Here is a 25011-nt window from a genome sequence, read left to right on the forward strand (position 1 = left end):
CAGATGGCAACAGTAGGAGAACGTTTATTAACTCCAGAAGAAGGTTGGGTAAGGTATGACCATACTTCTTCCTTTATTAAATACACGGGGACATGGCAAACAGAAACTGGATCATGGAACTATGGTGGAACATCTACCTATACCTCAACAGGTGGTGCTACCATTTCTTTTAATTTCAGTGGGACCCAGCTGCGTATCATTGGGGGTATGTTTACTGATCGTGCAAGAGCAACAGAAGTATATATTGACGGTGTTCTTAGAGGAACAATAAATGAGCATACGACAGGTTCTCCCGTTGCTCCAGCACTTGTCTTTAATCTTGAGGGGCTGGAAAACGGAGTCCATACCGTTCAAATAAAAACTGTGGGAACGAAATTTTTTCTATTTGATGCTATTGAAGTTAATACGCAAGGATTTCTTGTTGGGCAATTGGAGTCACCCCAGAAAGGTTGGAAAAGATACGAAAATTCTATTACCCAATTTCATTTTCATGGGAATTGGAAGACAGAAACAAATACGGTGCACAGCGGGGGAAGTGCTATAACTACCTCTACGATAGGGGATAAGGTTACTTTTAAATTTAACGGTACAAAAATTAGACTGATATCAGACAGAAATACAAATAGAGAACGAAATTCTACGAAAATCACTATAGATGGCATAACCGAAACTGTTGATATGTATGGTAGTCCTATTGGAAAATACCTATCCTATGAAAAATCAGGTCTGGAAAATACCATCCACACTGTTGAAATTGAACACATAAAAACAGGAGGGTTCACGACTCTAGATGCTATTGATATAGATGACACGGGCACACTGATTGCGAGTATTGGACAACGCCTGCCTGAACCAGAACTTGGGTGGAAAAGATACGAACAAGATAATCAGGCCTTATCTTATTCCGGTATATGGGTTACGCAAACAAACGATACAACATCGGGTGGAAGTGCGATCTATGCAGAGAGAACTGGCAAAAATAAAGTCAGATTTGATTTCTACGGTACTAGGTTAAGAATTTTGGGTATGGCTAACAGTGGATACCATCCTGATTTAAAAATAGTGATTAATGGAGTGCAAGACAGTTACAGCGCCGCCATTGGAAGTCAAAACCAAGGATCCATACTTCAGTACGAGAAATTAGGACTTGAACTTAAAAGGCACTCTGTTGAAATTTCTTCTACTGTTGAAGGTTACTGGTGGTATATTGATGCAATTGACATCGATACAAATGGTCGCTTACTTCATCCTGACGAGGTTACTAAAGTAAATGACCTTGAGGTAGGAAAACGCATTCGTTTCCATTACTCTGCTTCATCCGGGACTGTAGGGAAATTCTCTGATTTAGGTATGGAAACAAGTAAATTTATCCCTGCATCTTCATCTGCAAGTTCAAATGGCGATGGTTACTTTATAATGGTCGACACTGATCACCAGGGGAAAAAAGTTCTTCTTGCGGATAGAAATATTCAAAATAATATTAGCTGGGATGTCTTGAATACCGCTGGTGTCGCTAGCGGGAGCGGGCTACCATTAGAAATACTTGAGGACCTGGTTCCGACCATGACTGGACAAACTACTGATGGGGTTACTATAACTGCAAGTGCGTATTCTGCCAATGATATGCCTTGGAAAGCTTTTGACAACAATGTATTAGGCCAAGAAAGAAGTATCTGGTACGTGAATGGAACAGAAGCTCCGGTTGGAGGTCATTGGATTAAGGTAGACTTTGGTAGTCAAAAGAAAATCAATTATCTCTCATTGATTGGGATGAAAATATCGACAGGCTACCTCAATAATTCCATCAAAGATTGGCAACTATTTGGTTCAAATGATGACACCACCTACGAATCGGTAACATCTGGGACTGTACCCAATATTGAAGACGCTAAGTTTGTCTACGAGTTTATCAATAATAAATCGTATCGGTATTACAGAATCAATGTTTTAACTAGTTACAACAATTATAGTACTACGCAAATTGCAATTGTCGAGGCAGAACTAGCCGAAAGAAAACACGACAGCGCCTTCACCTTTCGTCTCCCGACTGGTGGTGTAAATTCCACAGATAAAGACAACGAATGGGATAAATACATGACCGATGATCGCATCTGGAATAACTTGAATCATGGTTCATGGACCAGTACTACTGATGAATCCAATTCAAAAGCCCGCGTAATTCGAGGTTATAACGGTCTCACAAACTGGACCTCTGGTTCAACTGATCTGACAATCCCAGCTAGAGGCTTCCGTCCAGTTCTGACGATTGAGCCTATCAACAATAATCGATTCCTCATACTAGACGGCACAGACATGAAAACGTACACTTCTTCCGGCTGGGAAACCGTTGGTACTACTCCTCCCACAGACGATATGTTTCTAAATAAAGGCATGCTCGACCTCTCTACATGCGCCCCCTACTTGAAAGATTTAAAAGACAAATCCAACCTCAAAATCCTTGTTTCGAAACCTAAAAGAGAGCCAACAGTCGCTCATCTCACTGGAGTTCCTGTACCAAGAATCGTGAAAATGAAAAATGATACTAGCTTTCTCGGCGTAGCTAAAATCAACTCTTTAACCTTATCAGGTACAAAGAAAGGCGTTTTAAGAGTCGCAATAAGTACGGACAGTGGAGCAACATGGGAAGCAAAACAAAAGGATGGCTCTTGGACAGCAGTCGATGTTACTACCCCCATCGAATTCAAAGAAAAAGCAATGACAATAGACGAATTCAATAGCATCTTTGAATGGGACGAGAAAATTGGCCAAGCTAGAAACTTGCGATGCGCCTTCTACTTTGAACAGTCTTCATCCGCTGATGAAACAAGTCTGGACTCCCTAACCATGGATGTAGACTTACTAGATTCCTGGGACATGGCGATGCCAGGTGTAGACTACAAATATGGATATAATCGAAATACCAATCTGCGTGTCCTTTTACTCTCAGATGGAGACTACAAAATAAACGTTGGCTCTGGCGGCGGCAGCGGCTCCACGCTTACAGAAGTAGATGGAGGTACTTTTTAATGACACTACCAATTAAACTCAAACGCGGTCTAAAAGCCAATCTCCCCTCCGCTGCATCAGCGGGGGAGCCCCTTTTTACAACCGATACCCATGAACTTTTTGTCGGAACAGGTGAAAGTGTAGTACCAATCGCAGCATCTGATCCCACTCTTGCAAATCGAGTAGAAGAACTTGAAATGAACAGAAGTACCATCTCCAGCACCTACTCCGAAGAATTTGATACATTAACCTATGTCGACTCCGAAAGGACAACTGCTGGAATTGTAGGGGGAAGAGTAACTCCTACGGTTACCCCTGACTTTACCGAAGACTTCAGTACCACAAACTATTATGACGCATCGAATTCTTTGGGAGTCACCGTAGATACAACCAATCGTCTGATCAGGAATTCCGCAGGGATTAAAAACGGTATTTTTTATGCGAAGCCGATTACCATCCCTAACACAAGTAAAGTAACCATTAACGCTGTAGCCAACGAGCCTAGCGCATACGCATTCTCAGAAGCCACTCGCTTTTCTTATTCCGGAAGTGTCTTTTCGCAGCCTATGGGTTTTACAGATCGCACGAATCGTACTTGGAAGGTGGCGCTTGTCAATGGTAAGGGGATTTATGCAAAAGTAACAAATCCTGATGGCAGCCTGGCTTTTGAAAGAACCATCTTGCCATTTACAGGGAATACTCATACTCTTCCTTTTCAATCGATAGATTACGTCGTCGACTACAACAATCGTGTTTGGTTCTCCATCTCACACGCATCCTTAGACGGTGTAATTGGTAGCGTGAATAGCGACGGTACCACATTCAAGGATTGGTCTCCCATTTATCTAGGATCATTTGAGGTAGTCGCAACTTCACTAACGGTAGATAGGCAAAACAGAATTTGGGTGTTTCATTCTGTTTACGAATATACACGAATTCACGTTTTTAACAATGATGGTTCTTTAGTTAAGGATTTGGCTAATATCCTTAGTTCCGGAACTACGAGTTACTTACGTTCAACCTACGACCCTATAAGAAATCAAATTGCTGTAGCTGTAATAAATTCAAATGCATTCAAAGTAATCCTACTTGATAGTGCATTTCGCATTGTTCGAAATGTCAATATAACTGTGGGCGGGGGACATGACGGCTCACTGGACATGATGTACGACTCGGATCTCGATAGATACATCGCTATACAAACGATTTATACGAGCGCAACGACATCCTACACAGTTAAACTCTATTCTCTTCATCCTGAAACACTTGCTCAAACCACTACAGTCGCAAACATCAATGCAAATTGGGTTTCCAGACTAGTTGCTGACGGCTCAAATTACCACTTCGTTTACTCCTCGAATGCAGAGCTAAACAAATACTATCTCACTACCTTCAAGGCTTCCGATTTATCCGTCATTGATTCTTCTGTAACGGTCTCGACCTATGCTGGCAAGCATTTTCCCTTTAAAGATAGCAACGGAGTTCTTCGTTCGTTATCGTTAACTTCCAGATATGAAACAAACCAAGCCATCGACGAATACACTTTTGGAGCATCCAAAGCTACCGTTACGTTGGAGGTAACCAATAACAACGGGCTAGATTGGATAAATGCTTTACCCGGAGAAGAAGTTACATTCCAAACACCTTCCACCTCACTACTTATACGAGCCAGATTAGACTCTCCTACTACAAATCTATCCCCTGAGCTATATGGCTATCGGGTAATTACAGGCACTCTTTCAGGAGAGGTCATCCAAGAGTTTGTAAGCACCAAGCTCCCTTCCGTATCTCCCATTGCCCATGCCTCGCTTACCGCAGACCAAACCCTTCAAGAAGGATCGATAGACTGGTACCTGTCCAACGACGGCGGCGCTACTTGGGAATCAGCCGTCCTTGGACGTAAACATTCCTTTAAGAACCCGCTCTATGCAGATTTACGGGTAAAAGCAGTCATTACCTCGCCTTCTGGCTCCGTGAAATCCCCTGCCATCTCTGGTTACACCCTCACCAGTTCCAACCTATTACTTACCCCAGCCAAAACAGGGACCAATCTAACCGCTACCATGTCAGCAGACCAAACCCTATCCGCCCCGGACACCTTCACCAAAATCAATTTCAATACAACAACCGAAGACGGTCTGCAAGAATTCGATAAAAACCAGAGCCGTTTTGTGGTAAAAGCACCGGGCGACTACTTAATTATCGGATCAGCCCGCATCAAAAGCCCGACAAGCTCTCCAAACGAACTGCAACTAGAAGTCCGGATCAATGGTGAACGTCATAAAGTACTCAGCAGCATCGTTTCCTATTCGAATCATGCCTGGTGCTTAAACGGCTCAAGCATCGTTCGTCTACAGCCCGGCGACTATGTAGAGCTTTTCGGCTACTCTTTTTCTGCCAATGGCGTCATAGAAGCCCTTCCCACTTATTCCTACTTCCAAATCAAGCAGTTGTGGTAAAGACAATCTCTCAAACCACCGTGAGGATTTCCCCGAACTGTCTACTCTATATATAGACCTCACAAGAGAAAGCAGGTGAACAAACGGATGATCCAAACACTACTCAACTCCTCCACTCTCCCTTTGGTAGTATCCAGTGTGCTGACGGCAATCGTCACCTATCTGGTTGCTCGCCACAACAACAAGAAAGAGTTGATGATTACAGACAGGCAGCAAATCTCGCAGGAAAACCAGCAAATTCGCCAGGAGCTTCGTCTGGAAATGGACAAGCTTCGGGAAGAACTCCATGTTTGGCGGAACCGTTGCATGGAGCTTGAAACCATCGTGCAAGAGTGGCGAGATAAATACACGACGCTGGTAGTAGAGAGACAACAGCTAGAGTTTCGTGTAAAAGAGCTGGAGACCGAGCTCAAAACGTACATGCAGGGAAGGGTCTCCTAGTTGTAGCAGATCCAGCCGCATCTCCTTTTGTTCCTCATCAATGACCGCTTGGTTCAAGGCGTCATCCACGAAGGTGACACCTACCTTCCTCGGGGCGAAATCTCGCCTCGTGAATTAACTCCCTTCCAAATGAATAACGGCTGGATGTTTGTCGATTAGCCTTGATCACTTTTTTACCTTCCCCGAAGTACGCCCCGCTTTAAAAACAAAAGGAGGAGCAACCTTTGATTGACATTGATCAGTTCATTCACAGCCTGAGTCTGCTTACTTTTATGGCGATCTTGATCGAAGCCGTAACGGAAATTTTAAAAAATGCCTTCCCCGTACTAAAAGACCGCTCCACTTACCTCCTCTCTATCCTCATTGGCATTTCGCTCTCCCTTGCTTTTCAAGTCAACCCCTTTGGTCTTGAGGGCAGCGGCTACTACGTTTCTGCCGTGCTGGCTGGTATCCTCACCAGCCGCGGAGCGAATTACCTCAACGGCTTTGTGAAAAAGCTGAATACATCCTCGAAGCAATAGCCTCATTCTTCCTCACACAAAAGCACCTGTCCGATGCAATATTCCACGCATCAGGCAGGTGCCTTGTTCTATTGTTCTGGATCATGAAAAGTTTATTGTGCCTTTTACGGAACTAACGCTTTTCCTACTAAGTCTTCAAGTATGTAGCTCCGACTTTCGAACACCAAATAAAGTTGATTTTTCGAACGTCTCATATTTGGACATCGGGCCTTTAAGAATGAATCCAGTTTGAAATACTCTAGTACCTAATTGTTTTCTAAGTCTCTTTGAGCTAAATCAAGAGCAACAGCTATTTTTATTAGATTTATTTTACTAAGTCCTTTGCTATAATCTTGCAAGGACAGTCTTCCAACAATAGGTTTTTCACCAAGGTTATACCGATCCAACTCAATTGTGGCAATAATATCCGTATTAACAAGAATGGTATAAAGGTCTTCTCCTTGCTCAGGTATGTGCCCGATGAAATATGCGGTCCTCATTTCGGGAAATGACTTCTGCAATACAGATAAAAGTCTTTCGTTTGATTCATCTTGAAATAATGATGTATGTGACTTAATTAGGTGAACTCTAAAATCCTGTTCTGTTTTACTTCCTTTAAGTTTCATATAACCACCTCACATATTATTGTTATCCTCGTGGAGTAGTTACTAAAATTTTCAAAAAGCGCACAAAGAAGGTTATATAGTATCTGTATAAAATTATTCATTAGCAATTCATATAACCTCAGCAGTGAAAACCTCTCTGCGACTACATATAGTCTAATACATTAAAAATAGTATCCCTTAATGCTTTATAGCTTAGCTCGCCATAACACGAAACTTCTTCATATATTTCCAAAAGTGAGTTCTTTAATTCTGATTCTTCTATCTGAGTCAAATCATTATCCATTATCGCAATTAACTCAAAAAATCTGCATAGCTTTACTCGTAAGTCTGGATGTATATGTGTATTTTCTTCAACTACATGAATACCATCGGGTAGTAGATGCCAACTCGCCTTGTATAACACAATCCCCATCAATTCATCATTTTGAATCACAAAGGAAAAATCTGCGCTTATTTTTATTTCAATAGATGGTTGTATCCTGTTCCACTTTTCTGAATAGCATAGGATAGTATCATCTTCAACAAAGTACTCCGTAAAATCGGACAATTTACAATTAAAATTTTTATTCTCACTTAGTTTGATGTTACCGTTTTTCTCTTCTATCAAGCTGATATTTATTTTATCCTGGTTTACTATTATCGGCTCATTTAACTTTATCACCGCTCCTATAAATTCCAAATTATCCTGTTGGAATAATAGAGTATCTGCATCCGACCACAACCATTTAAAACTTCCGAAGCTAGTATTTTGCAGTTTCTCTATTTCATTGTAATTCTTCTCTTTTCCAATCCATACAATTTGACTGGATAAGTACCATCTTACCCATGCGTTACTGATAGACTGAGTATCTTCATAGTTAATTTTCATAACTTTCATGGTAATATTTGCGTTGCAGGTGGCAAAGTCGCTCCGCTGGGAGTTGGAATTGTTCCGTTTACAATCGAGTCATGGGTAACAGGCTTTCCTGGTTCAGTGGGTTCACCGCCAAAAATTGCAGCACCACTTTTTCCCCTAGCTCCATCTTCCCCATAACTAGTTATTGTATTTCCTTTAGAACTGCCCTTGCTCTCAACTATTACCACGTTCCCTCCCTTTCTATATATGAGGTTTTGAGAATTATTACTTGATACGTAAATCGCATCGGGATTGGATAATATTTCCAACTCCTTTTCTTTCCCGAGTCTACCATGATAGTCACTTGCGTATTTAATTTTACCTTCTTTGGCTTTCTTACTAATATCATTTGCTGACTTTGTAAGCTTTTCAATGTCTTTTGATGTCTTTCCACTCCCCTTCTTCTTATTTACATTCGCCAACCCACCCCATATATCCTCAATATCTTTACTTCTCCCAGCCGTAAGTGCCGCCAAGACAATCCCACCGGCTGCCCTTCCATCGGCTAAATTGAGCTGATCATCCTGCAACGTATCCAAATCTTCCAGTATCGGATCCACGTAACTTTCTTGCACAAACAGCTCTACACCCTTAGGCAAATCCTCTGCCGCCTTCTGTAGACCTTTTGGCAAGTCATTTGCTGCTTTCTCCAGAGCACTCGGCAACTCACTTGCCGCTTTTTGCATGGCAGCAGGAACATCTCCAAGCTTCGAAATCCCTTTGATGAAGTTATCCAACTTAGTTGGCTTTTCCTGTGGTCTTTCACACGCTGGTCCTTGTCCAAAACTAGTAGCTGACAACCCACTATTTGATGACGGCTGGTTTCCTACCGTTACACCTGCCAAATCCTGTCCGTCATCCTCAATCTTGATCAACCCGCAATGGAAACACATATTAGTAGATTTGTTCAGTAATGCAGGGTGACCCCCGACCAGATTGTCCGCATTCCCATCCATCCAGGGCATTGTCGTCACAGGTGTACACGGCATCGGGGTCAGTACCCCGTTATTAGCGGCAGTGGCTGAAGTGACGGCAGGATTTTTCAAGCTGCTGCACTTTCCAAATGGCATGATATTAATGTTGGGGACGAAATCCATAATGCTCACTTGCGGTTTCCCTTTTACGAACACACCATGGCTGAACGGCATTTTCAATCGGCTCGGCTGACTTCCGCTGCTACATGATAGAATAGCTCCTACCACTACGTAGCTCTTGCGTTCCGCACTCGACTGCTGGACATTGATACCTTCAATATTGGGCATACAGTCTCCTCCTCTCTGTAAAGTATCGATACAGATGGAAGATGCTCATGTTAGTCGATAATCATAGGTATTTAGAGCCACAAAAAGCACCTACCCAGATGCAACGTCACACACATCAGGCAGGTGCTTCTTCTCTTTTTTCTCTTGCTTCTCTCTATACTTCCTCTATCAACCGCGCCAACAAGGTAGCGCGCGTCGATATTTCTCCCAGTTCGATCCATTCATCCGGCGAGTGGGCGTAGCCACCCTTTACACCAAGTCCATCCAGTGTCGGGACTCCACAAGCAGCAGCAAAGTTGCCATCGCTGACTCCGCCTGTACCCGACTCTTCCAAAGCCATCCCTAGTTCATTGATGCTAATCGATTGTGCAAGGGAAAATAATTTGCCTGTCTCTTCGGTTCGCTCCATCGGCGGTCGGCGAATGCCTCCCTTTACGCTGATGTTTGTACCGGCTAGCACTGGTGTGAGTTCACTCATTACCTTCTCAATGCGTAATGCCTCTTGCATCGAAATAAATCTCACGTCTACTTCAGCTTCTGCCGAGTCGGCTACGACATTGGAGCCGATTCCGCCCTTGATGACGCCCACGTTGACGGTCGTTCCTTTCTCGTAATCGGTCAAGGCATGCAGAAATTGCACCTGTCTCGCCAACTCTTCAATAGCAGAAACACCTTTTTGGTGATCGACACCCGCGTGTGAGGAAATACCGCTGACTGCCACGGTAAAATAGGCGCTTCCCTTCCGCCATGTTTTGAGTGCGCCGCTCGGCTCGGTTGGCGGCTCCAACACAAAGCTCGCCACCGAACGCGCGGCTTCTTCTTCTACCAGTCGGCGAGAAGTCGGGCTGCCGATCTCCTCGTCGCTGTTTAGCAGAAGTACAATTTTTTTATCTGCAGGCAGGCGGTCCAGCTTCACCAATGCACGCATCGCAAACATGGCTTGCAAAACGCCCGCTTTCATATCGTATACGCCTGGCCCGTACGCTTTCTCATCCCGGATTGCAAACGGTCGGCGAGCCGCCTCTCCTTCTAGCCATACGGTATCGTAGTGACCGATGATGAGGATTTGCTTTTCCCCGTTGCCCAGCGTACAACGCACCTGATCACCATACGTCTTATTCGGGATCAGCTCTGCTGCTCCCCCTGTCAGCCGTTGAAACTGCAGGGCGAACCAGCCCGCCATGCGGTCGCCTAGCTGTTTGTCACGAGAAGGCGAGTCCATGTTGACTGCCTCTTCGAGTAGCTGTAGATAGTGGGACATATTCTCTTGTACATAAGTGTGGATTGACATAGTGCCTCTTCCTTAGTGAGATTGTGAATTGAGTCCGAACAGGCGCTCTAGTCCGTACACTTTTTCCAACAAGACGATGAACACCAGACTCAGCAGGATGACCACTGAGGAAATCGAAGCCACCAACGGGTCAAGTGTTTCCTGCATATAGGTGAAAATCGCGAGTGGCAGCGTCGTCGTATCCGGTGCCACCAAGAATAAGGAAACCGTCACATTGTCAAACGACGTCAAGAACGAAAAGATCATCCCCGACACGATGGCCGGACGCAACAGTGGCAACGTAATATCCCAGAACACCCGAAACGGATGGGCCCCCAGCATGTATCCCGCTTTTTCCAACGTATAATCGAACGAGCTAAGCCCTGTGAGCACCAGCCTTACGACATACGGAATCGAGATTAGCATGTGCGCCAGCAAAAGCCCCGTAAACGTCCCTGCGATTCCAATTCGCGTGAAAAACAGCAGCGCGGATATCCCGATAATAAGCGAAGGAACGGTAAGTGGTGAAAGCATCAGTGCGTTGATGATGCCGCTCCCACGAAACTTGTATTTGGACAGCGCGAATGCAGCCAATGTCCCTATGAGAGTCGCCAAAATTGCCGTTACCGTAGCGAGCTTAAGACTGAACCACAGCGAATCGATGAACTCCGGTCGATCCAAAATCATCTCATACCACTGCCACGAAAACCCTTCCGGCGGAAACCCGAGATATCCTGCTGCGGTAAAGGAGCTCGGGATAATGACCAGAAACGGCAGATTGACCAAAACAAGCACAAAGAATGTGATGAGTCCGAGTACGTTTATTTTTTTCATGACGCAAACACCTCTTTATACCGCTTGGTTTCAATCAGCTTCGTATACAAAGTCACTAATAGAATCGTGCTTCCCAGAAGCAGGAAGGCAAGTGCCGCACCCAAAGGCCAGTTCAGTGTCGCCATGATTTGCTCATAGGCGATGACAGGCATGACCTTAACGGACGTTCCCCCCATCAAGGCAGGTGTTACAAAAGCACTCATCGACAAGCTGAACACCAGTGTCGTACCGGCAATAATCCCTGGCAAGCACAAGGGCAAAGTCACACTGAAAAACGTACGTAAGCGGGAAGCCCCCAAAATCGATGCCGCCTTATTCAGGGACGGATCGATGGCATACAGGCTCGTTGCAATCGCAAGAACCATGTAGGCAATAAAGGAATCTGTCAGACCGATCACAATACCCAGCTCGTTGTACAACAGCCGCAATGGTTGATCGATCAACCCCAGACTGATCAACGTTTCATTGATCCACCCTTTTTCCCCTAAAACTACTACCCAACCGAAGTTGCGAATAACAACACTGATAAGATGAGGGGCCAAGATCAGCATCGTGACGATTCCACGCATTTTCCCTGTAGCCTGCGCCATGTACATCGCTACAGGGAATCCAAGCAAGAGGCTCGCCAATACCGTCCAGAGACTCACGCGAATTGTCCGCCAAAGAACTTCCAAGTAGTACGGATCTTGTACAAACAATAAATAATTGTGCAAAGAAAACGCCTGATTCTCATCCTGAAAGCTAAGCAAAAGCATCATCAGCATCGGGATGATGAATACGCCAAGCAACAAAATCATCGCAGGTGCTGTCAACAATGTAACCGAGAGACGCTTGCTCATCCGTCATCCCCTTCCTGCGGGCATGACCAGTACGTCGTCCGCGTTCCATTGACAGTAAACCGTTTGACCTTCTTGGCGGTCCACCGAACTATCGGTCATTTGGACTTTTACCGAAAGCGTATGCTCCCCGACCTTGACCTCACATTCTGTGTACGAGCCCAGGAAGGAGGCAAGCTGCAAATGTCCTTTTACCCGATTCGCTTCCTCACTGACTGCTGTATCGGTCAGCTTGATTTTCTCTGGTCGGATAAAAATGATCACTTTTTCATGGAGTGCCACTGTTCGCTGTTGCTTTGCCGCCTTCACGAGCATTCCACCAGTCGTCCGCAGCGTGAGTACATCCCCGTCCATTCCGATGACTTCCCCTTCCAAACGGTTCGTCTTCCCGATGAAGGTATGTACGAATTCAGATGCGGGCTGATTGTAAATCTCCAGCGGTGTACCGATTTGCTCCACGAATCCGTGATTCATGACCACGATGCGATCAGAGAGCGCTAGCGCCTCTTCTTGGTCATGGGTAACGAAAATAGTCGTAACGCCGATTTCGTGATGTAAGCGCTTTAACTCATCGCGTAGCTCTTCACGAAGTTTGGCATCCAAGTTACTGAGCGGCTCATCCAAAAGCAGGAGCGACGGCTCAATAACAAGCGCCCGTGCAATCGCAATCCGCTGACGTTGTCCGCCAGAGAGCTGTTTCGGGTAGCGGTCTGCTACGTTTGGCAGCTTGACCAGCCCAAGTACACGATTCACACGCTCTTGCATTTCTTGCTTGTTCACTTTGCGCAATTTCAAGCCGTAGGCGATGTTTTCCGCCACAGTCATATGCGGGAACAGCGAGTACGTCTGGAACACCATTCCCAGCTCCCGTTTGTACGGAGGCACGCCATTCATTCGCTGCCCCTTGATCAAGAGGTCTCCGCCATCCGGGTCCAAAAAACCGGCAATTATATTCAAGGTCGTGGTCTTACCGCAACCAGATGGGCCGAGGAACGAGATGAATTCGCCTTGCTCCACCTGCAGGTTGAAGTTTTGAACCACGACATTGCTTTGAAATTTTTTCATGATGCCGCGCAGTTCAACGTCAATCACCTTGGTCACGTGAATACCTACTTTCCTGTTTTAGGTGCGATTTCTTTGTTAAAGCGATCCAGCCAAGCAGATGTTTCCTTGCTCACTACGCTATAGTCGAAGTTGACAACCTTTGTACGATCGAATTCCAATGTTTTCGCTACATCGTCTGGCAGCTTCACAGATGTTGCCGGATTGTAGTACAGCTTCGTTGCGTACATCGTTTGAATTTCATCTGTCAAAAGGAAATCGACGAATGCTTTTGCCGCTTTTGGACTCTTCGAACCTTTTACCAGTGTAGCTACATTCGGTACGATGTTTCCGCCCTCTTCAGGGAAAACGAACTCCAATGGTACGCCTGCCTCTTTTTGTGTCAAGCTGCGCGCCATTGTCCAAGTGGTGTACGCTGCGCTCTTGTTTTGCAGATTTTGCTGAAGCTGTGCTGCACTCTTCGCAAAGGTCGGCATGTATCCTGCAATCGTTTCCATTTGTTTGAAGCCTTGTTCCATATTTTTCTCGGACCCGCCATTTGCGTACGCCAGCATGATCATCGCAGAGCGTCCGAAGTTGCTCGCTACGTCTGTCATCGTGATGTAGCCTTTCACTTCAGGCTTCGCCAAGTCATTCCAGGACTTCGGTACAGGCAAGCCTTTTTCTTTTACCAGATCCGCATTATAGGAAATCCCCATCGGCGTGAAGTTTACGACGACACCGCTATCCTCTGTCACATGTAAATCTTTCGGTACGTTTTTCATGTTCGGAATCTCTGTTGCCGATACGGTTTCCCACAGGCCTTCTTGACGACCTTTCTCTTGCTCGCCGCCCTCAACAATGGTCAAGTCGATTTGCGGAGCATTTTTCTGTGCCTTAACCTTCGCTACGATGTCCGTAGAAACCCCGGAAACATAGGTCAGCTTTACATTCGGATACTTCTCGTTAAACTTCTTGAAGACTTCATCCTTCATCATCTTTTCAACGGTCGCGCCGTTTCCTGCTACTACCAAAGTGTCTTCCAGCTGAGCTTGTGCTTCGGTGCCGCTATTGTTGCCAGCAGCCGGTGCAGGAGCAGATGTTTGCGGCGTGGAAGAGCCACATCCAGCCAGCAAGGAACCAGTCAAAGCGAAAATGGACAAGACGGATAATGCCTTTTTCTTCATGTAAGTTCGACCCCCGATTGTCTATATTGTTCACGAATAGAGAACAACGTTTCCTATTCGAGAACGATAATGTTATACTAGCATAAAGATACTGACTATTCAAGGTAGTCGTAATAGCATCATCATTGCCCGAATTGCGAGATTGTCAGCATTGTTTCTTACACGTAAAATAAGGCTATTGTAAGTAAAGGAGACGTTTGTATGGACCAAGTATTGTCTTCTGTTCGAAATGGCTGTCGGCTGTTAAAAATATTTCTCGATTCGCCAAAGGAACTCGGGGTAACGGAGCTCAGCAAAAAGCTCCAGCTCTCTAAGGGAGCCGTTCACAAGCTCCTGTCCACGCTGGAGTCTGAAGGCTTTATCCGTCAAAATGAAAAAACCAAGCAGTATACGCTTGGCTACACGCTATTGGAGCTGGGCACGAAGGTGCTCACGAATCACGATATCGTTGATTTTTCCAAACCGTTTCTGGACCAGCTTGTCTCACGAACAAACGAATTGGCGGTCTTATGTGTACAAGATTCCAAGGACGCAATTTATGTAGCCAAAGAGGATTCGCTTCATCCTGTTCGCTTTACCGTAGAATCCTTCCGACGTTTTCCCCTTTACTCTACCTCCGCCGCCAGGGTTTTGCTCGCCTATCAGCCAGAGGAGTTTCAGGATGAGATTTTGCAGGAACACCCGCTAAAAAGCTACACACCTCATTCGTACACGTCAGTCGAGGAAATCAAAGAAGATTTGGTGACGATCCGCAAGCGAGGCTATGAAATCAGCTCGAATCGGCGCAATACAGGCGTGACCGGAATCGCTGCCCCGATTTTTGATTCAACTGGACACGTAACTGCATCCGTCAGTGTCATCGGTCCCTCCGACCGCGTGATGCCGAAACAAGAAGAGATTTTACAAGAAACACTAGCGACGGTACGTGCGATGTCTGCTCAGTTAGGGTATCGAATGTCTTGAAGCTAGCTTGAGTTGCCATGAAAAAACCTCCTGTTCATCAGTCTGCTCCGATGACAGGAGGTTTCTCTTTATGCGAGTAGTCTTTGATCTGATGGTTTCTAATCAGGTTCGTTACCCAACACCACGAATTATTGACTTTGTTCTCTTCAAAAAAACTGCTCCAAAGACATCGTTTGCATGACATTCACCTCCCTATCGTATCTTTACTTAACACAAAGAAGACATTATCGATATTTCGAAATGTCTTCCTGGTGTTAAGTAATATGCAATTAATTTTAAGCGTTACACTAAACGTCAGATACAGTAAATACTAATTAATCGCGAATACGCTCTGAAGTGTGTCCTGTAATTTTTTGTACATCATCTTCGTATTCAAATGCAATGCTTCCACCTAAAGGAATTGAGAAAGCACCTGACCAATGTATCTTGTACTGTGTATGCAGATAATGGCTAAATACATCATATCTCTCTCCACCCCAAGAAGAACCCTCAGGTTCTACATCAACTTTCATGTAGCCTCTTATATTTTTTATATGCTGTCTTCTATTATTATTTAAACTGGGGAAGTTCACGTTAAATGCGTAACCACCTTCGTCCCGCAAATCTGCTTTACTATCTGTCTTACTATCAGAGTACCACTCATTAATAGGATCTCCATACTTATCGTATTCACCGTTGAACCCATATAACCGATATTTCAGAGAAAAATCCTCAGTACCAGACATTAGTCGAGCATTTTCGCTAACACCAATGGCAAGAATATCATCATAAAGATCTGCTTCTGTAAAGCCATATGTAGAACTATTATCTGCAAATTCGAAACGTGCTGAAGCTTGTGCGTCCCAGTCCACTTCGTCATATATGAACCATGTCTCTAAGGTTATATAATCGTGACGATCTTCAATATCGTGTCCTAGTGTCGAAATTAAACCTGATTCCGCATCTTTGCCTTTCTCTTCGTTGGCCTCTTGGTTTTCAGTTACCTTTATATCAAACTCTTTTTTTGTAAGTTGCTCGACTGCGACTTCACCGTTTGGCTCTCTTGTTAGCTCATAGTATTCTTCTTTCTTACTAACTACTGGTTTTTCCATAGATAAATAATCTTGAACAAATCCATCCTCTATCAAATCCTCTATGTGTTGATCAGAAAACTTAAAGACTTCCTTTAGTTTTTTCATTTCAGCTTGACTCAAATTGTCATTAGATTTCGCCAAAATCGTAGTAGGATCCATATAAAATATGGATGTAAGCAACAGTGCCGATATGGCCATTTTTGCTTTTTTTAACATTTATTACACTCCTTGTTATATAATTAAAAGAAAACGAAAAGGTGAGGTTACATTGAAATTTAGTAAAAAATACTTTGTCTCTACATTAATTGCTGCATTAGTAGTAACTAATGTCCTAACTATTTGGGGATTGGTTAAAAGCAAAAATAATTTAGAACTTTACCAAGAGCGCATTGATATTGATTTTCAAAGAAGTTTAAGATCCATCGCTACTTCATTAAGGCAAAGCACTGATTGGGATACAAAATATAAATTAGCCCTTTCCCATGCGAGTAAAGTTCAAATTCTTGTTGATAGTACCTCATTTACTGTAGGAACAACTGAAGAAGCCAAGAATGTACTTAGTTACGGATACATGCTAGAAAACTACTTTCAAAATTATCAACATGCAACAATCGATGATAATCCCCAAGAATTAGAAGAGTTTATTAAATGTGTCGAAGCATTATCATCTAACCCCTCAGATAGTGAATCCGCCAAAAGACTAATTTCACTTATGAAATAAATTAATTCCACCCCCAATACAAAATGTGATAAAAATTACCAATATTACCCTTTTATCACGTTTTATGTATTATTGTCAATTTTGTATATTAATGTAAATTTATTATATTTTTAATGCACTACTTTCTAACTTCGAATAATAGATGTATTCATCTGAATCTCTGACATGGAATAGGGTAAAGACACACACCAGTATCAAGCCTTATATTAGCTTTATCGACTTCAGGTTACGGGGAGGCTTAAATGCCAACCCCTTGCCCGCCTCAATATCTGAGAGGACGTTATCAAAAAACTTACGAGTACCTATGTTGTTTTTCTCACCGCACCGCCCGCACTTTAGCTGACCTGGGGAGCTACACTCCCCTTATAAGGTCTAACTTTTGTCTCTTTTCTATAGAACACTTTGCTGCTGTTAGACTCCCGAAATATTAAGTTAAATTTTTCATGTAGAGGAGAAACGGTTTAGTTCGTTTTTCGTCTACTAATTGTGAATCGTATTACGTGTAAATAGAAAGGAAATGACACCCATGAGAAAATCATATTTGCTGCTTTCTTCTTTGATATTCTGTACATTGTTTGTTCCTGACGCCCAAGCAGCTTCACCCCAAGAAACGCTTGCACCTGTTCCTTCCCAAGTAATGGTTCCAACAAGTAGCAAGGATAAACAGGGAAATACCCTTGAAAAATCAATGGCATATGTGAAAACGCTACAAGTGAAAAATGGAAAACTAATCGTCTCGCTTGACTATGTTCAATGGTTTTTCGGTGAGGCAGCTATAAAAGCTTATCGTCAAGATCATCCAAAAGAAAAAGAGGACTATCCAATGCCATATTACATTCGTAATAGCAGTCCTAAAATTAGAACGTTTGAAATTTCTCCAAAGGCTTCGTTTACTCTTCAAACCAACTCTACACAAGGCGAGAATTTCCATTGGAATGAAGCCGTAAACGCCGATACTTTTAAAAAGTTTGTACTATCAAAGGGAATTCCTTATCAGATACCGTTCCACGTTGAAGTAAAGAATGGAATCATCACAAAAGTTACAGAACAGTACGTCCCCTAATGATTAGCAGCACTCCCTTTTTGGGATGCTGCTTTTCCTCACCCGATCCCTTGGATTGGTTTTTTATTTTCCCATTCCACTTGTAAATAAGGCTCCCATGCACGTTTCAATAGACGAATCCCACCCTCAATCTCCTCGATGGTCTGCCCCCCGAATCCGAACTGAAAAGCCGGAAGTCCATTTTCCTGCGGATGAACCCATTTATGTGCGGTTGGATAGACACGAACGCCTGATGCAGCCGCAATTTGCGTCAACTGTTGCGGTGTGCTCTTACTTTCCACTTCTACCGTTACGGACAGCCCAGCATCCTGACCTTTGATCCGGATGTACGTTCCAAAGTGTTCCTGCAAGCACTGAAGCAGCACCCCATGCTTTTTGCGGTAAAGCGTCCGCATCTTGCGAATATGCCGCTCCCAATCGCCATTTTTCATGAACAAAGCCAGCGTCTCCTGATGAATACGCGATGCCGACTGGTCAAAATCCGCCAATTTCTCCTGATACACCGCCAATAACGCTTGTGGCAAAACCATATAGCTCATCCGAATCGACGGCAGCAACGCCTTGGAGAACGTCCCCAAATAAATGACGCGTCCCTGCGTATCCAGCCCTTGAAGGGAAGGTATCGGCTTGCCATGATAGCGAAACTCACCGTCGTAGTCATCCTCCATGATGTAGCTCCCCGTCTGATTCGCCCAGTGTAGCAGCTTTAGTCGTTTGGCATACGGCATGACAATACCAGAAGGGTCCTGATGAGACGGAGTGATATAAACGAGCTGCGCTCCACTCTCACTGAGCGCTTCCACATCAATCCCATCCTCTTCCAGCTTGATCGGGCGCACATCATAGCCCAAATGGGAAAACACGGCACGAACACCGTGATAGCCCGGCTCTTCCATCGCAACAGCCTGTCCTCGTATCCCGAATAAGATCATCAATAAGCTGATCATCACTTGCGTTCCCGCACCGATCACTATTTGTTCCGGCGTAGCTTGTACACCTCGAGCACGTCCGAGATAACGTGCGAGCTCCTCCCGTAGCTGCGGCTCTCCTTGTCCGTCGCCGTAGTAGAGCACATGCTTGTTTTCTTCCTGCATGCATTGGTTGGTGTACTTGCGCCAACGCTCAAAAGGAAAATGCTCGGCATCTACGCGCGCTTGGTGAAAATCATATTGGACCGGGACTGGTAAAGACGTAGGTGCAGGCGTTTGGACGTGAGCCGTTTTACTTGGTTGCTGCCCTTTCCCTGTAGATACAGGTACAGGTACAGGCACTGGCCCATCCCAGTCCACATCGACCACATAAAATCCGCTGCGCTCCCGACTCTCGATGTAGCCTTCTGCCATGAGCTGATGATAGGCGCTCTCGACAGTCGTTTTACTCAATTGCAAAAATCCGCTCAATGCCCGAACAGAAGGCAGACGCGTCCCGGAGATCAAGCGCCTCCCCTGTATTTCTGTACAAAAATAGCGATATAGCTGTAGATAGAGAGGCTCGCTCCCTTCTACAAAGCGGGGACTAATATCTAGCAAGCTGTATCCTCTCCTCGCTGTCCAAATGAAAAACCGACGGAGACAAAAATCCCCATCGGCACTCACCTTTCTATTACGCCAAATACGCCTCTCTTACCTGCGGATTCATCAACAATGTCTGAGCGTCGTCTTGCAAAATAATTTCGCCTGTCTGAATCACATAACCGCGATGCGCGACAGACAGCGCCTGATTCGCATTTTGCTCAACCAAGAGAATCGTCATGCCTTCCTTGTTCAGCTCTGTAACGATGTCAAAAATCTGCTCCACCAGAATCGGCGCCAATCCCATCGACGGTTCATCGAGCATGAGAATTTTTGGCTTCATCATCAGTCCACGAGCAATCGCCAGCATTTGCTGCTCACCCCCGGACATCGTGCCGCCTTTTTGACTAACCCGTTCCTTCAATCGCGGAAAGTAAGCAAAGGCACGCTCGATTCCTTCTTCAATCACCTTTTTATCAGATACACTGAAGGCACCCATCTCCAAATTCTCGCGCACGGTCAGTTTGGGAAAAATACGGCGACCTTCCGGAACATGGGCAATTCCTGCTAACGCAATATCATGGGTACGCATCTGTGTAATGTCTTTGCCATTAAAGATGACTTTTCCTTCTTTGGCACGGGTCTGTGCACAAATCGTTTTCAACGTGGTCGATTTACCTGCCCCGTTGGAACCGATCAGCGTCACCACTTCGCCTTCGTTTACCGTTATGCTCAATCCTTTTAATGCGTGGATGCCGCCGTAATACGTATGAACGTTAGTCAGCTCTAGCAATGCCATCGATTTTCCTCCTTCTACGACACGTCCGACGCACTTTTTCCGAGATAGGCCTCAATGACGTTAGGGTTGTTGCGGATTTGTTCGGGTGTACCTTCTGCAATTTTTCTCCCGTAATCCAGCACGTGAATGTACTCGCTAAGTCCCATGACCAGCTTCATATCATGCTCGATCAAAATGATCGTCAAATCGAGCTCTTTTTTCAGCCGACGAATAAAATCCGTCATCTCAACCGTCTCGCGAGGATTCATCCCTGCCGCCGGTTCATCGAGCAAAATAATTTGCGGATTGGTCGCCATCGCCCGGGCAATTTCCAGTCTTCGTTGCAACCCGTAAGGCAGACTCCCTGCTGCTTCATTGGCAATATGCGCGATCCCGACATACTCCATGAGCTGATAAGCCTCGACGCGCGTCCGCTCTTCCTCCTGTCGTACACGTTTGGAGTTAAACAAGATTCCGAGAATTCCAGCCGATAGGCGGCTATGCACGCCCACCATGACATTTTCTAATGCCGTCATTTCTTTGAACAGACGAATGTTTTGAAAGGTACGGGTGATACCCCGACTCGCGATCTGATCAGGACGAAGCTTCTTGATGCTTTTGCCATTCAGCAGGATTTCTCCCTCGTCTGGCTCGTAAAATCCGGTAATCATATTAAAAAAAGTCGTTTTTCCGGCCCCATTCGGACCGATGACCGCCGTAATGCTTCCTTTTTCGATGTCAATCGAGACGTCTTGATTGGCTACCAAGCCACCAAAGCGCTTCGTTAAATTTTTTGCCTCTAACAATGCCATGCTCATTTCCCTCCTCGTCCGCTATGACTGTTTTCCAGAAGTCAATTGGGACAGTCTGCCGAGAATCCCCAGCTTTTCTTTGCCAAACTCGCTCTTTTTGATCGCATCGAGATCGTTTTTCTTCCGTTTGGCCGGAATCAATCCGTTAGGGCGATACAAGGCAACGAGAATGAGCATAATTCCGAAAATGAGTCGCTGAAACTTGGATGGGTCCAACTGGTTAGGCAAACTGATGATCCCCGCATTTTGCAGACCGTGCAGGAAGTTGGAGAATTCTTTTAACAACTGTACCTGCAAGATTGTGACAAAAGCGGCACCAAGCACAACGCCTGGAATACTGCCACTCCCACCCAGAATGACCATGACCAATATCCCGATCGATTCCATCAGCGTAAAGGAAGTCGGATCGATAAACGTCTGTTTGGCAGCAAAGATAACACCGACGACACCAGCGAAGGAAGCACCCAGTGCAAATGCAGCCAGCTTGGTATTCAACAGGGAAATCCCCATGGACTGGGCAGCCAGCTCATCCTCACGTACCGCAATCCATGCACGTCCCAAACGGGAATGCTCAAAGCGTATATTCGCCAAAACGATAAAGGCAATCACAAACAACACAATGAAGTAAAAGTAAAACGGCGTCCCCATTTTGATCCCAAACAGCTCAGGAGACGGAATCGGCGTGATTCCCTGCGGACCGTTGGTGATGTTGATGGGCTTGTCCAGGTTGTTGAAGACAATGCGAATGATTTCACCGAAGCCCAAGGTCACGATCGCGAGGTAATCCCCTTTTACTCTGAGAACTGGCAATCCTAGCAATATTCCGAAAACGGCGGCCACGATCAAGCCGACTATGAGAAATGGCCAAAACCACTCACCGGAGAGAGGGAACAGATTCCCTGCAATAAACTCATTCGCTTGCGAGGTCGAGAAAATCGCGTACGCATAGGCCCCAGCAGCAAAAAACGCAACGTAACCCAAGTCAAGCAGACCAGCAAAGCCTACTACGATATTCAAGCCCAAAGCCATCGCTACGTAGATGCCTACCTGTGAAGCTACCTCCATGTAGTAACGGTTTTCACCGGCTACCAACGGAATGATCAGGAGGAGAACGATAGCGCCAATCACCATTTTGATCGACTTGGAGGTATTGGTGTAATAAACAAGCACGATGGAAGAAAGAATGCCGAGAAACGCGATAACCGATTTATCCATGAGGTACAACGCGGCAGAAAAAGCTACAATCCAGATCAACGTAAATACGAGCGGAATGCCTTTGAACGATTTCCAAGCGAAATTTGCCATTTATTTCACCTACACTTTCTCTTTTACAGCTTCGCCAAACAGTCCTTCCGGCTTGAAGAGAAGCACGAGAATTAAAATACTGAACGCAAACACATCTTTGTACTCTGCACCAAAGGCTCCATTGGTTAGTGGCCCCATGAAGGCACCGGACAGGGATTCTAGAAGACCGAGGAGTACGCCACCGATCATCGCACCACGCAGGTTCCCAATCCCGCCGAGCACGGCAGCGGTAAATGCTTTTAGACCAAGAATAAAACCGATATACGGATCGATCGTCCCGTAGTTTTGCGCAAACAGAACACCTGTCGCGCCACCCAGACTGGAGCCAATCAAAAACGTAAGCATGATTACTTTGTTTACATTTATGGTCATCAGCGAAGCCGTACTCTGGTCTTGTGCAACGGCGCGCATGGCGATTCCCCACTTTGTTTTATTCACAAACAACGTCAACGCAATCATCATGACGATCGCAATTACAATGACGATCAATCCTTTTGTTGGGATCGTAGCAATACTACCTATTGGAATCGAACCTGTAAAAAGAGCGGGACTATTCAGATAAAACTCATTACGAGCTAGTGCTTCTGTAAAACGTACGAGGTCCTGCAGCAAAAACGATACGCCAATCGCCGAAATCAACGGCACAAGACGAGGTGCTCCACGCAATGGTCGATAGGCAATCCTCTCAATTCCTACCCCCAAAGCACCAGTTAATACCATGGCAATTATGAGTGTTATGAAAAGTGCGACAAATGGATTCATACCTTCGAGTGCCCCTAGCGCATCAGAGATCAATAATACCTCTGTACCGATAAAGGCTCCGACCATGAAAATGTCTCCATGAGCAAAGTTGATAATTTCCAAAATCCCGTAAACCATTGTGTAGCCTAAAGCCACGACTGCGTACATAAATCCAAGTGTCAATCCGTCAACCAACACCTGAGGCAAAATGTTGATCATGCTTTTTCATCCCTCATTTCTCATGTGAACTTGTACAAATTTTCTGCATTCATTCGGTTGACTGGACTTGTTTTCTCGTGGAAAAGGGGCCAACACCGGCGTGCAGCCCCCTATCCTGATATGAGGCATGGGAGTGTGTGCGCGTTGTGTGGTGTGATTACTCGGCCTTGCCTACGAAAATGGATTTGTCCTTGTCAAACTTGTAAATAAATACATCTGCATTTGTGTTGTCACCTTTTTCATCAAAGGTAACCTTGGTGAATTGACCCTGAAAATCTTTGGTTTTGTGGACTGCATCGAGGACTTGCTCGCGGGTTGGTTTTTTGCCTCCGTTTGCTTTGGTAGCTTCCAAAACACCATTGAGGATGACGTTCATAGAGTCGAAACCGTAGACGGAATAGGTTTCCAGAGGCTTGTTTGTGACTTTTTTGTACTCTTCAGCCCATTTCTTGCCCTCTTCGGTCTGCGTTACGTCCCCTGCTACTGACGTAAAGACTACACCTTCGACAGCATCACCGGCTATTTTTATCATATCAGAAGAATCCAAGCCGTCGCCACCCATAAAATAACCCTTAAATCCTTTTTCACGAGCTTGCTTGATCAAGATTCCACCTTCTGGATAAAGACCGCCGAAAAAGATAATGTCCGGGTTTTTCACCGTTACCTGGTTAAGTACCGCGCTGTAGTCCTTTTCGCCCTGGGTAATGCCTTCGAAGCCAAGAATTTGAACTCCGTCCTTTTCGAATTGCATCTTTACTTGATCACTCAGACCTTGGCCGTATGCAGTCTTATCATGGATAATATAGGCCGTTTTTACACCAAGTGTATTTTTTGCATAAAGAGCAGCCTTTGGTCCTTGCGCGTCATCGCGAGCACAGATTCGATGGACGGTTTTCTTGCCTTCCTCCGTGAGCTTTACCCCTGTATTTGCTGGAGATACCATGACCAGCTTGCCTTCCTCGTACTTCACAGACGATGGAATGGCAACACCTGTGTTATAGTGCCCAACTACACCGTACACATCGGGATCAGAGATGAGCATCTCCGCATTGGATACCCCGATTTTCGGGTCGCCTTGATCATCCTGAGGGAAAAGCTGGAGATCAAAGCCAAGTGCTTTAAACTCTTCCTTGCGCTTTTCGAGAGCGTAACCTGCGCCTGTCTTAATCGCATCTCCCACAGCAGAATTGCTCCCGGATAGTGGGGATTGTGTGGCAATCTTGATGAGACCACCCTCGGTCTTTCCGCCACCGCTGTTGCTTGGAGCTGGCTGACTTTGGCCCCCGCTTGCGTTACTACCGCCGCTTGAATTACTGTTTCCTGCGCAACCTGTTAATGCCATACTCGCAGCTAATACCGCAGATAAAACCCCGACATAATAGCGCTTTTTCATTCAGAATGAATCCCCCTTTTATCATTCTTTGTTCTTGTTACCCAGTCCATCTACCTTGTTAGCCAGGTTGCGACT

The 25011-nt window shown here is 45.2% G+C and carries 21 protein-coding genes and 1 pseudogene; 7 read left to right on the forward strand and 15 right to left on the reverse strand.

The genetic code is table 11. The features are described from left to right. Positions 1-3: 3 nt before the first annotated feature. The 4 genes from ASG16_RS09780 (at position 4) to ASG16_RS09795 (ending at position 6427) form a co-directional block, all read left to right on the forward strand. Positions 4-3027, forward strand: coding sequence for a discoidin domain-containing protein (locus ASG16_RS09780; RefSeq protein WP_241970730.1), 3024 nt, complete (start codon positions 4-6; stop codon positions 3025-3027). Beyond that, the gene (locus ASG16_RS09785; RefSeq protein WP_056494765.1) at positions 3027-5465 is read left to right on the forward strand and encodes a hyaluronate lyase N-terminal domain-containing protein; all 2439 of its coding nucleotides are present in this window, start codon (positions 3027-3029) and stop codon (positions 5463-5465) included. Before ASG16_RS09780 ends, ASG16_RS09785 begins: the two co-directional genes overlap by 1 nt. Before the next feature lie 87 nt (positions 5466-5552). Further along, on the forward strand, positions 5553-5906 hold the full coding sequence (locus ASG16_RS09790; protein ID WP_056494762.1) for a hypothetical protein: 354 nt from the start codon (positions 5553-5555) through the stop codon (positions 5904-5906). Positions 5907-6130: 224 nt separating this feature from the next. Next, positions 6131-6427, forward strand: a complete 297-nt coding sequence (locus ASG16_RS09795; RefSeq protein ID WP_056494759.1) for a hypothetical protein — start codon at positions 6131-6133, stop codon at positions 6425-6427. A gap of 245 nt (positions 6428-6672) precedes the next feature. Here the strand turns inward: ASG16_RS09795 and ASG16_RS09800 are convergent, their stop codons facing one another. The 8 genes and pseudogenes from ASG16_RS09800 to ASG16_RS09835 all read right to left on the reverse strand — a co-directional run bounded on the left by ASG16_RS09800 (position 6673) and on the right by ASG16_RS09835 (position 14357). Further along, entirely contained in the window at positions 6673-7032 is a 360-nt protein-coding gene (locus ASG16_RS09800) for a hypothetical protein (protein WP_056494756.1), read from the reverse strand. Between the two features lie 142 nt (positions 7033-7174). Next, complete coding sequence (locus tag ASG16_RS09805) at positions 7175-7909, reverse strand: hypothetical protein (protein WP_056494753.1); 735 nt, start codon at positions 7907-7909, stop codon at positions 7175-7177. An 860-nt stretch (positions 7910-8769) separates the two neighbouring features. Further along, a pseudogene (locus ASG16_RS31215) lies at positions 8770-9189 on the reverse strand (DUF4280 domain-containing protein); the annotation flags it as partial. A gap of 154 nt (positions 9190-9343) precedes the next feature. Then, positions 9344-10480, reverse strand: coding sequence for a M20 family metallopeptidase (locus ASG16_RS09815; protein ID WP_056494750.1), 1137 nt, complete (start codon positions 10478-10480; stop codon positions 9344-9346). 12 nt (positions 10481-10492) lie between these two features. Then, positions 10493-11293 (reverse strand): ABC transporter permease, encoded by an 801-nt coding sequence (locus ASG16_RS09820; RefSeq protein WP_048031089.1) that lies wholly within the window; start codon positions 11291-11293, stop codon positions 10493-10495. Further along, entirely contained in the window at positions 11290-12132 is an 843-nt protein-coding gene (locus tag ASG16_RS09825) for an ABC transporter permease (RefSeq protein WP_056494749.1), read from the reverse strand. The genes ASG16_RS09820 and ASG16_RS09825 overlap by 4 nt, the downstream gene beginning before the upstream one ends. Positions 12133-12135: 3 nt before the next feature. Continuing rightward, positions 12136-13230, reverse strand: coding sequence for an ABC transporter ATP-binding protein (locus ASG16_RS09830; protein WP_056494746.1), 1095 nt, complete (start codon positions 13228-13230; stop codon positions 12136-12138). Positions 13231-13238: 8 nt separating this feature from the next. Next, positions 13239-14357: an ABC transporter substrate-binding protein gene (locus ASG16_RS09835; protein WP_056494743.1), complete on the reverse strand. Its 1119-nt coding sequence runs from the start codon at positions 14355-14357 to the stop codon at positions 13239-13241. A 201-nt stretch (positions 14358-14558) separates the two neighbouring features. On the opposite strand from ASG16_RS09835, the gene ASG16_RS09840 reads away from it, so the two are divergent. Next, complete coding sequence (locus ASG16_RS09840) at positions 14559-15320, forward strand: IclR family transcriptional regulator (RefSeq protein ID WP_056494740.1); 762 nt, start codon at positions 14559-14561, stop codon at positions 15318-15320. Positions 15321-15634: 314 nt separating this feature from the next. Here the strand turns inward: ASG16_RS09840 and ASG16_RS09845 are convergent, their stop codons facing one another. Beyond that, positions 15635-16609 (reverse strand): hypothetical protein, encoded by a 975-nt coding sequence (locus ASG16_RS09845; protein WP_056494738.1) that lies wholly within the window; start codon positions 16607-16609, stop codon positions 15635-15637. Between the two features lie 52 nt (positions 16610-16661). On the opposite strand from ASG16_RS09845, the gene ASG16_RS09850 reads away from it, so the two are divergent. Together ASG16_RS09850 and ASG16_RS09855 are read left to right on the forward strand one after the other, a co-directional pair. Then, positions 16662-17114 (forward strand): hypothetical protein, encoded by a 453-nt coding sequence (locus tag ASG16_RS09850; RefSeq protein ID WP_056494735.1) that lies wholly within the window; start codon positions 16662-16664, stop codon positions 17112-17114. Positions 17115-17640: 526 nt separating this feature from the next. Next, on the forward strand, positions 17641-18177 hold the full coding sequence (locus tag ASG16_RS09855; RefSeq protein ID WP_056494732.1) for a hypothetical protein: 537 nt from the start codon (positions 17641-17643) through the stop codon (positions 18175-18177). A gap of 38 nt (positions 18178-18215) precedes the next feature. Here ASG16_RS09855 and pdxR read toward each other — a convergent pair whose 3' ends face one another. The 6 genes from pdxR to ASG16_RS09885 form a co-directional block, all read right to left on the reverse strand. Further along, the gene (pdxR, locus tag ASG16_RS09860; RefSeq protein ID WP_056494729.1) at positions 18216-19706 is read right to left on the reverse strand and encodes a MocR-like pyridoxine biosynthesis transcription factor PdxR; all 1491 of its coding nucleotides are present in this window, start codon (positions 19704-19706) and stop codon (positions 18216-18218) included. A gap of 73 nt (positions 19707-19779) precedes the next feature. Beyond that, positions 19780-20487 (reverse strand): ABC transporter ATP-binding protein, encoded by a 708-nt coding sequence (locus ASG16_RS09865; RefSeq protein ID WP_007717358.1) that lies wholly within the window; start codon positions 20485-20487, stop codon positions 19780-19782. Positions 20488-20501: 14 nt separating this feature from the next. After that, a complete protein-coding gene (locus ASG16_RS09870; RefSeq protein ID WP_007717354.1) occupies positions 20502-21278 on the reverse strand; it encodes an ABC transporter ATP-binding protein in 777 nt (258 codons plus the stop codon). A gap of 21 nt (positions 21279-21299) precedes the next feature. Beyond that, positions 21300-22583, reverse strand: coding sequence for a branched-chain amino acid ABC transporter permease (locus tag ASG16_RS09875; RefSeq protein WP_056494726.1), 1284 nt, complete (start codon positions 22581-22583; stop codon positions 21300-21302). A gap of 9 nt (positions 22584-22592) precedes the next feature. Continuing rightward, positions 22593-23543 carry a branched-chain amino acid ABC transporter permease gene (locus ASG16_RS09880; protein ID WP_048035678.1) on the reverse strand — a complete coding sequence of 317 codons (951 nt, stop codon included), beginning with the start codon at positions 23541-23543 and terminating at the stop codon, positions 22593-22595. Between the two features lie 157 nt (positions 23544-23700). After that, a complete protein-coding gene (locus tag ASG16_RS09885) occupies positions 23701-24936 on the reverse strand; it encodes a branched-chain amino acid ABC transporter substrate-binding protein (RefSeq protein ID WP_056494723.1) in 1236 nt (411 codons plus the stop codon). Between the last annotated feature and the right edge of the window lie 75 nt (positions 24937-25011).

Origin of the sequence: Brevibacillus sp. Leaf182 (genome assembly GCF_001423865.2) — a bacterium.
In the GTDB taxonomy this organism is placed as follows: domain Bacteria; phylum Bacillota; class Bacilli; order Brevibacillales; family Brevibacillaceae; genus Brevibacillus; species Brevibacillus brevis_C.

What these genes read in the sequence shown, in the direction of transcription:
- ASG16_RS09780 (WP_241970730.1), top strand. Translation starts at nt 4, where the DNA reads ATGGCAACAGTAGGAGAACGTTTATTAACTCCAGAAGAAGGTTGGGTA.
- ASG16_RS09785 (WP_056494765.1), top strand. Translation starts at nt 3,027, where the DNA reads ATGACACTACCAATTAAACTCAAACGCGGTCTAAAAGCCAATCTCCCC.
- ASG16_RS09790 (WP_056494762.1), top strand. Translation starts at nt 5,553, where the DNA reads ATGATCCAAACACTACTCAACTCCTCCACTCTCCCTTTGGTAGTATCC.
- ASG16_RS09800 (WP_056494756.1), bottom strand. Translation starts at nt 7,032, where the DNA reads ATGAAACTTAAAGGAAGTAAAACAGAACAGGATTTTAGAGTTCACCTA.
- ASG16_RS09805 (WP_056494753.1), bottom strand. Translation starts at nt 7,909, where the DNA reads ATGAAAGTTATGAAAATTAACTATGAAGATACTCAGTCTATCAGTAAC.
- ASG16_RS09815 (WP_056494750.1), bottom strand. Translation starts at nt 10,480, where the DNA reads ATGTCAATCCACACTTATGTACAAGAGAATATGTCCCACTATCTACAG.
- ASG16_RS09820 (WP_048031089.1), bottom strand. Translation starts at nt 11,293, where the DNA reads ATGAAAAAAATAAACGTACTCGGACTCATCACATTCTTTGTGCTTGTT.
- ASG16_RS09825 (WP_056494749.1), bottom strand. Translation starts at nt 12,132, where the DNA reads ATGAGCAAGCGTCTCTCGGTTACATTGTTGACAGCACCTGCGATGATT.
- ASG16_RS09835 (WP_056494743.1), bottom strand. Translation starts at nt 14,357, where the DNA reads ATGAAGAAAAAGGCATTATCCGTCTTGTCCATTTTCGCTTTGACTGGT.
- ASG16_RS09840 (WP_056494740.1), top strand. Translation starts at nt 14,559, where the DNA reads ATGGACCAAGTATTGTCTTCTGTTCGAAATGGCTGTCGGCTGTTAAAA.
- ASG16_RS09845 (WP_056494738.1), bottom strand. Translation starts at nt 16,609, where the DNA reads ATGTTAAAAAAAGCAAAAATGGCCATATCGGCACTGTTGCTTACATCC.
- ASG16_RS09855 (WP_056494732.1), top strand. Translation starts at nt 17,641, where the DNA reads ATGAGAAAATCATATTTGCTGCTTTCTTCTTTGATATTCTGTACATTG.
- ASG16_RS09865 (WP_007717358.1), bottom strand. Translation starts at nt 20,487, where the DNA reads ATGGCATTGCTAGAGCTGACTAACGTTCATACGTATTACGGCGGCATC.
- ASG16_RS09870 (WP_007717354.1), bottom strand. Translation starts at nt 21,278, where the DNA reads ATGGCATTGTTAGAGGCAAAAAATTTAACGAAGCGCTTTGGTGGCTTG.
- ASG16_RS09875 (WP_056494726.1), bottom strand. Translation starts at nt 22,583, where the DNA reads ATGGCAAATTTCGCTTGGAAATCGTTCAAAGGCATTCCGCTCGTATTT.
- ASG16_RS09880 (WP_048035678.1), bottom strand. Translation starts at nt 23,543, where the DNA reads ATGATCAACATTTTGCCTCAGGTGTTGGTTGACGGATTGACACTTGGA.
- ASG16_RS09885 (WP_056494723.1), bottom strand. Translation starts at nt 24,936, where the DNA reads ATGAAAAAGCGCTATTATGTCGGGGTTTTATCTGCGGTATTAGCTGCG.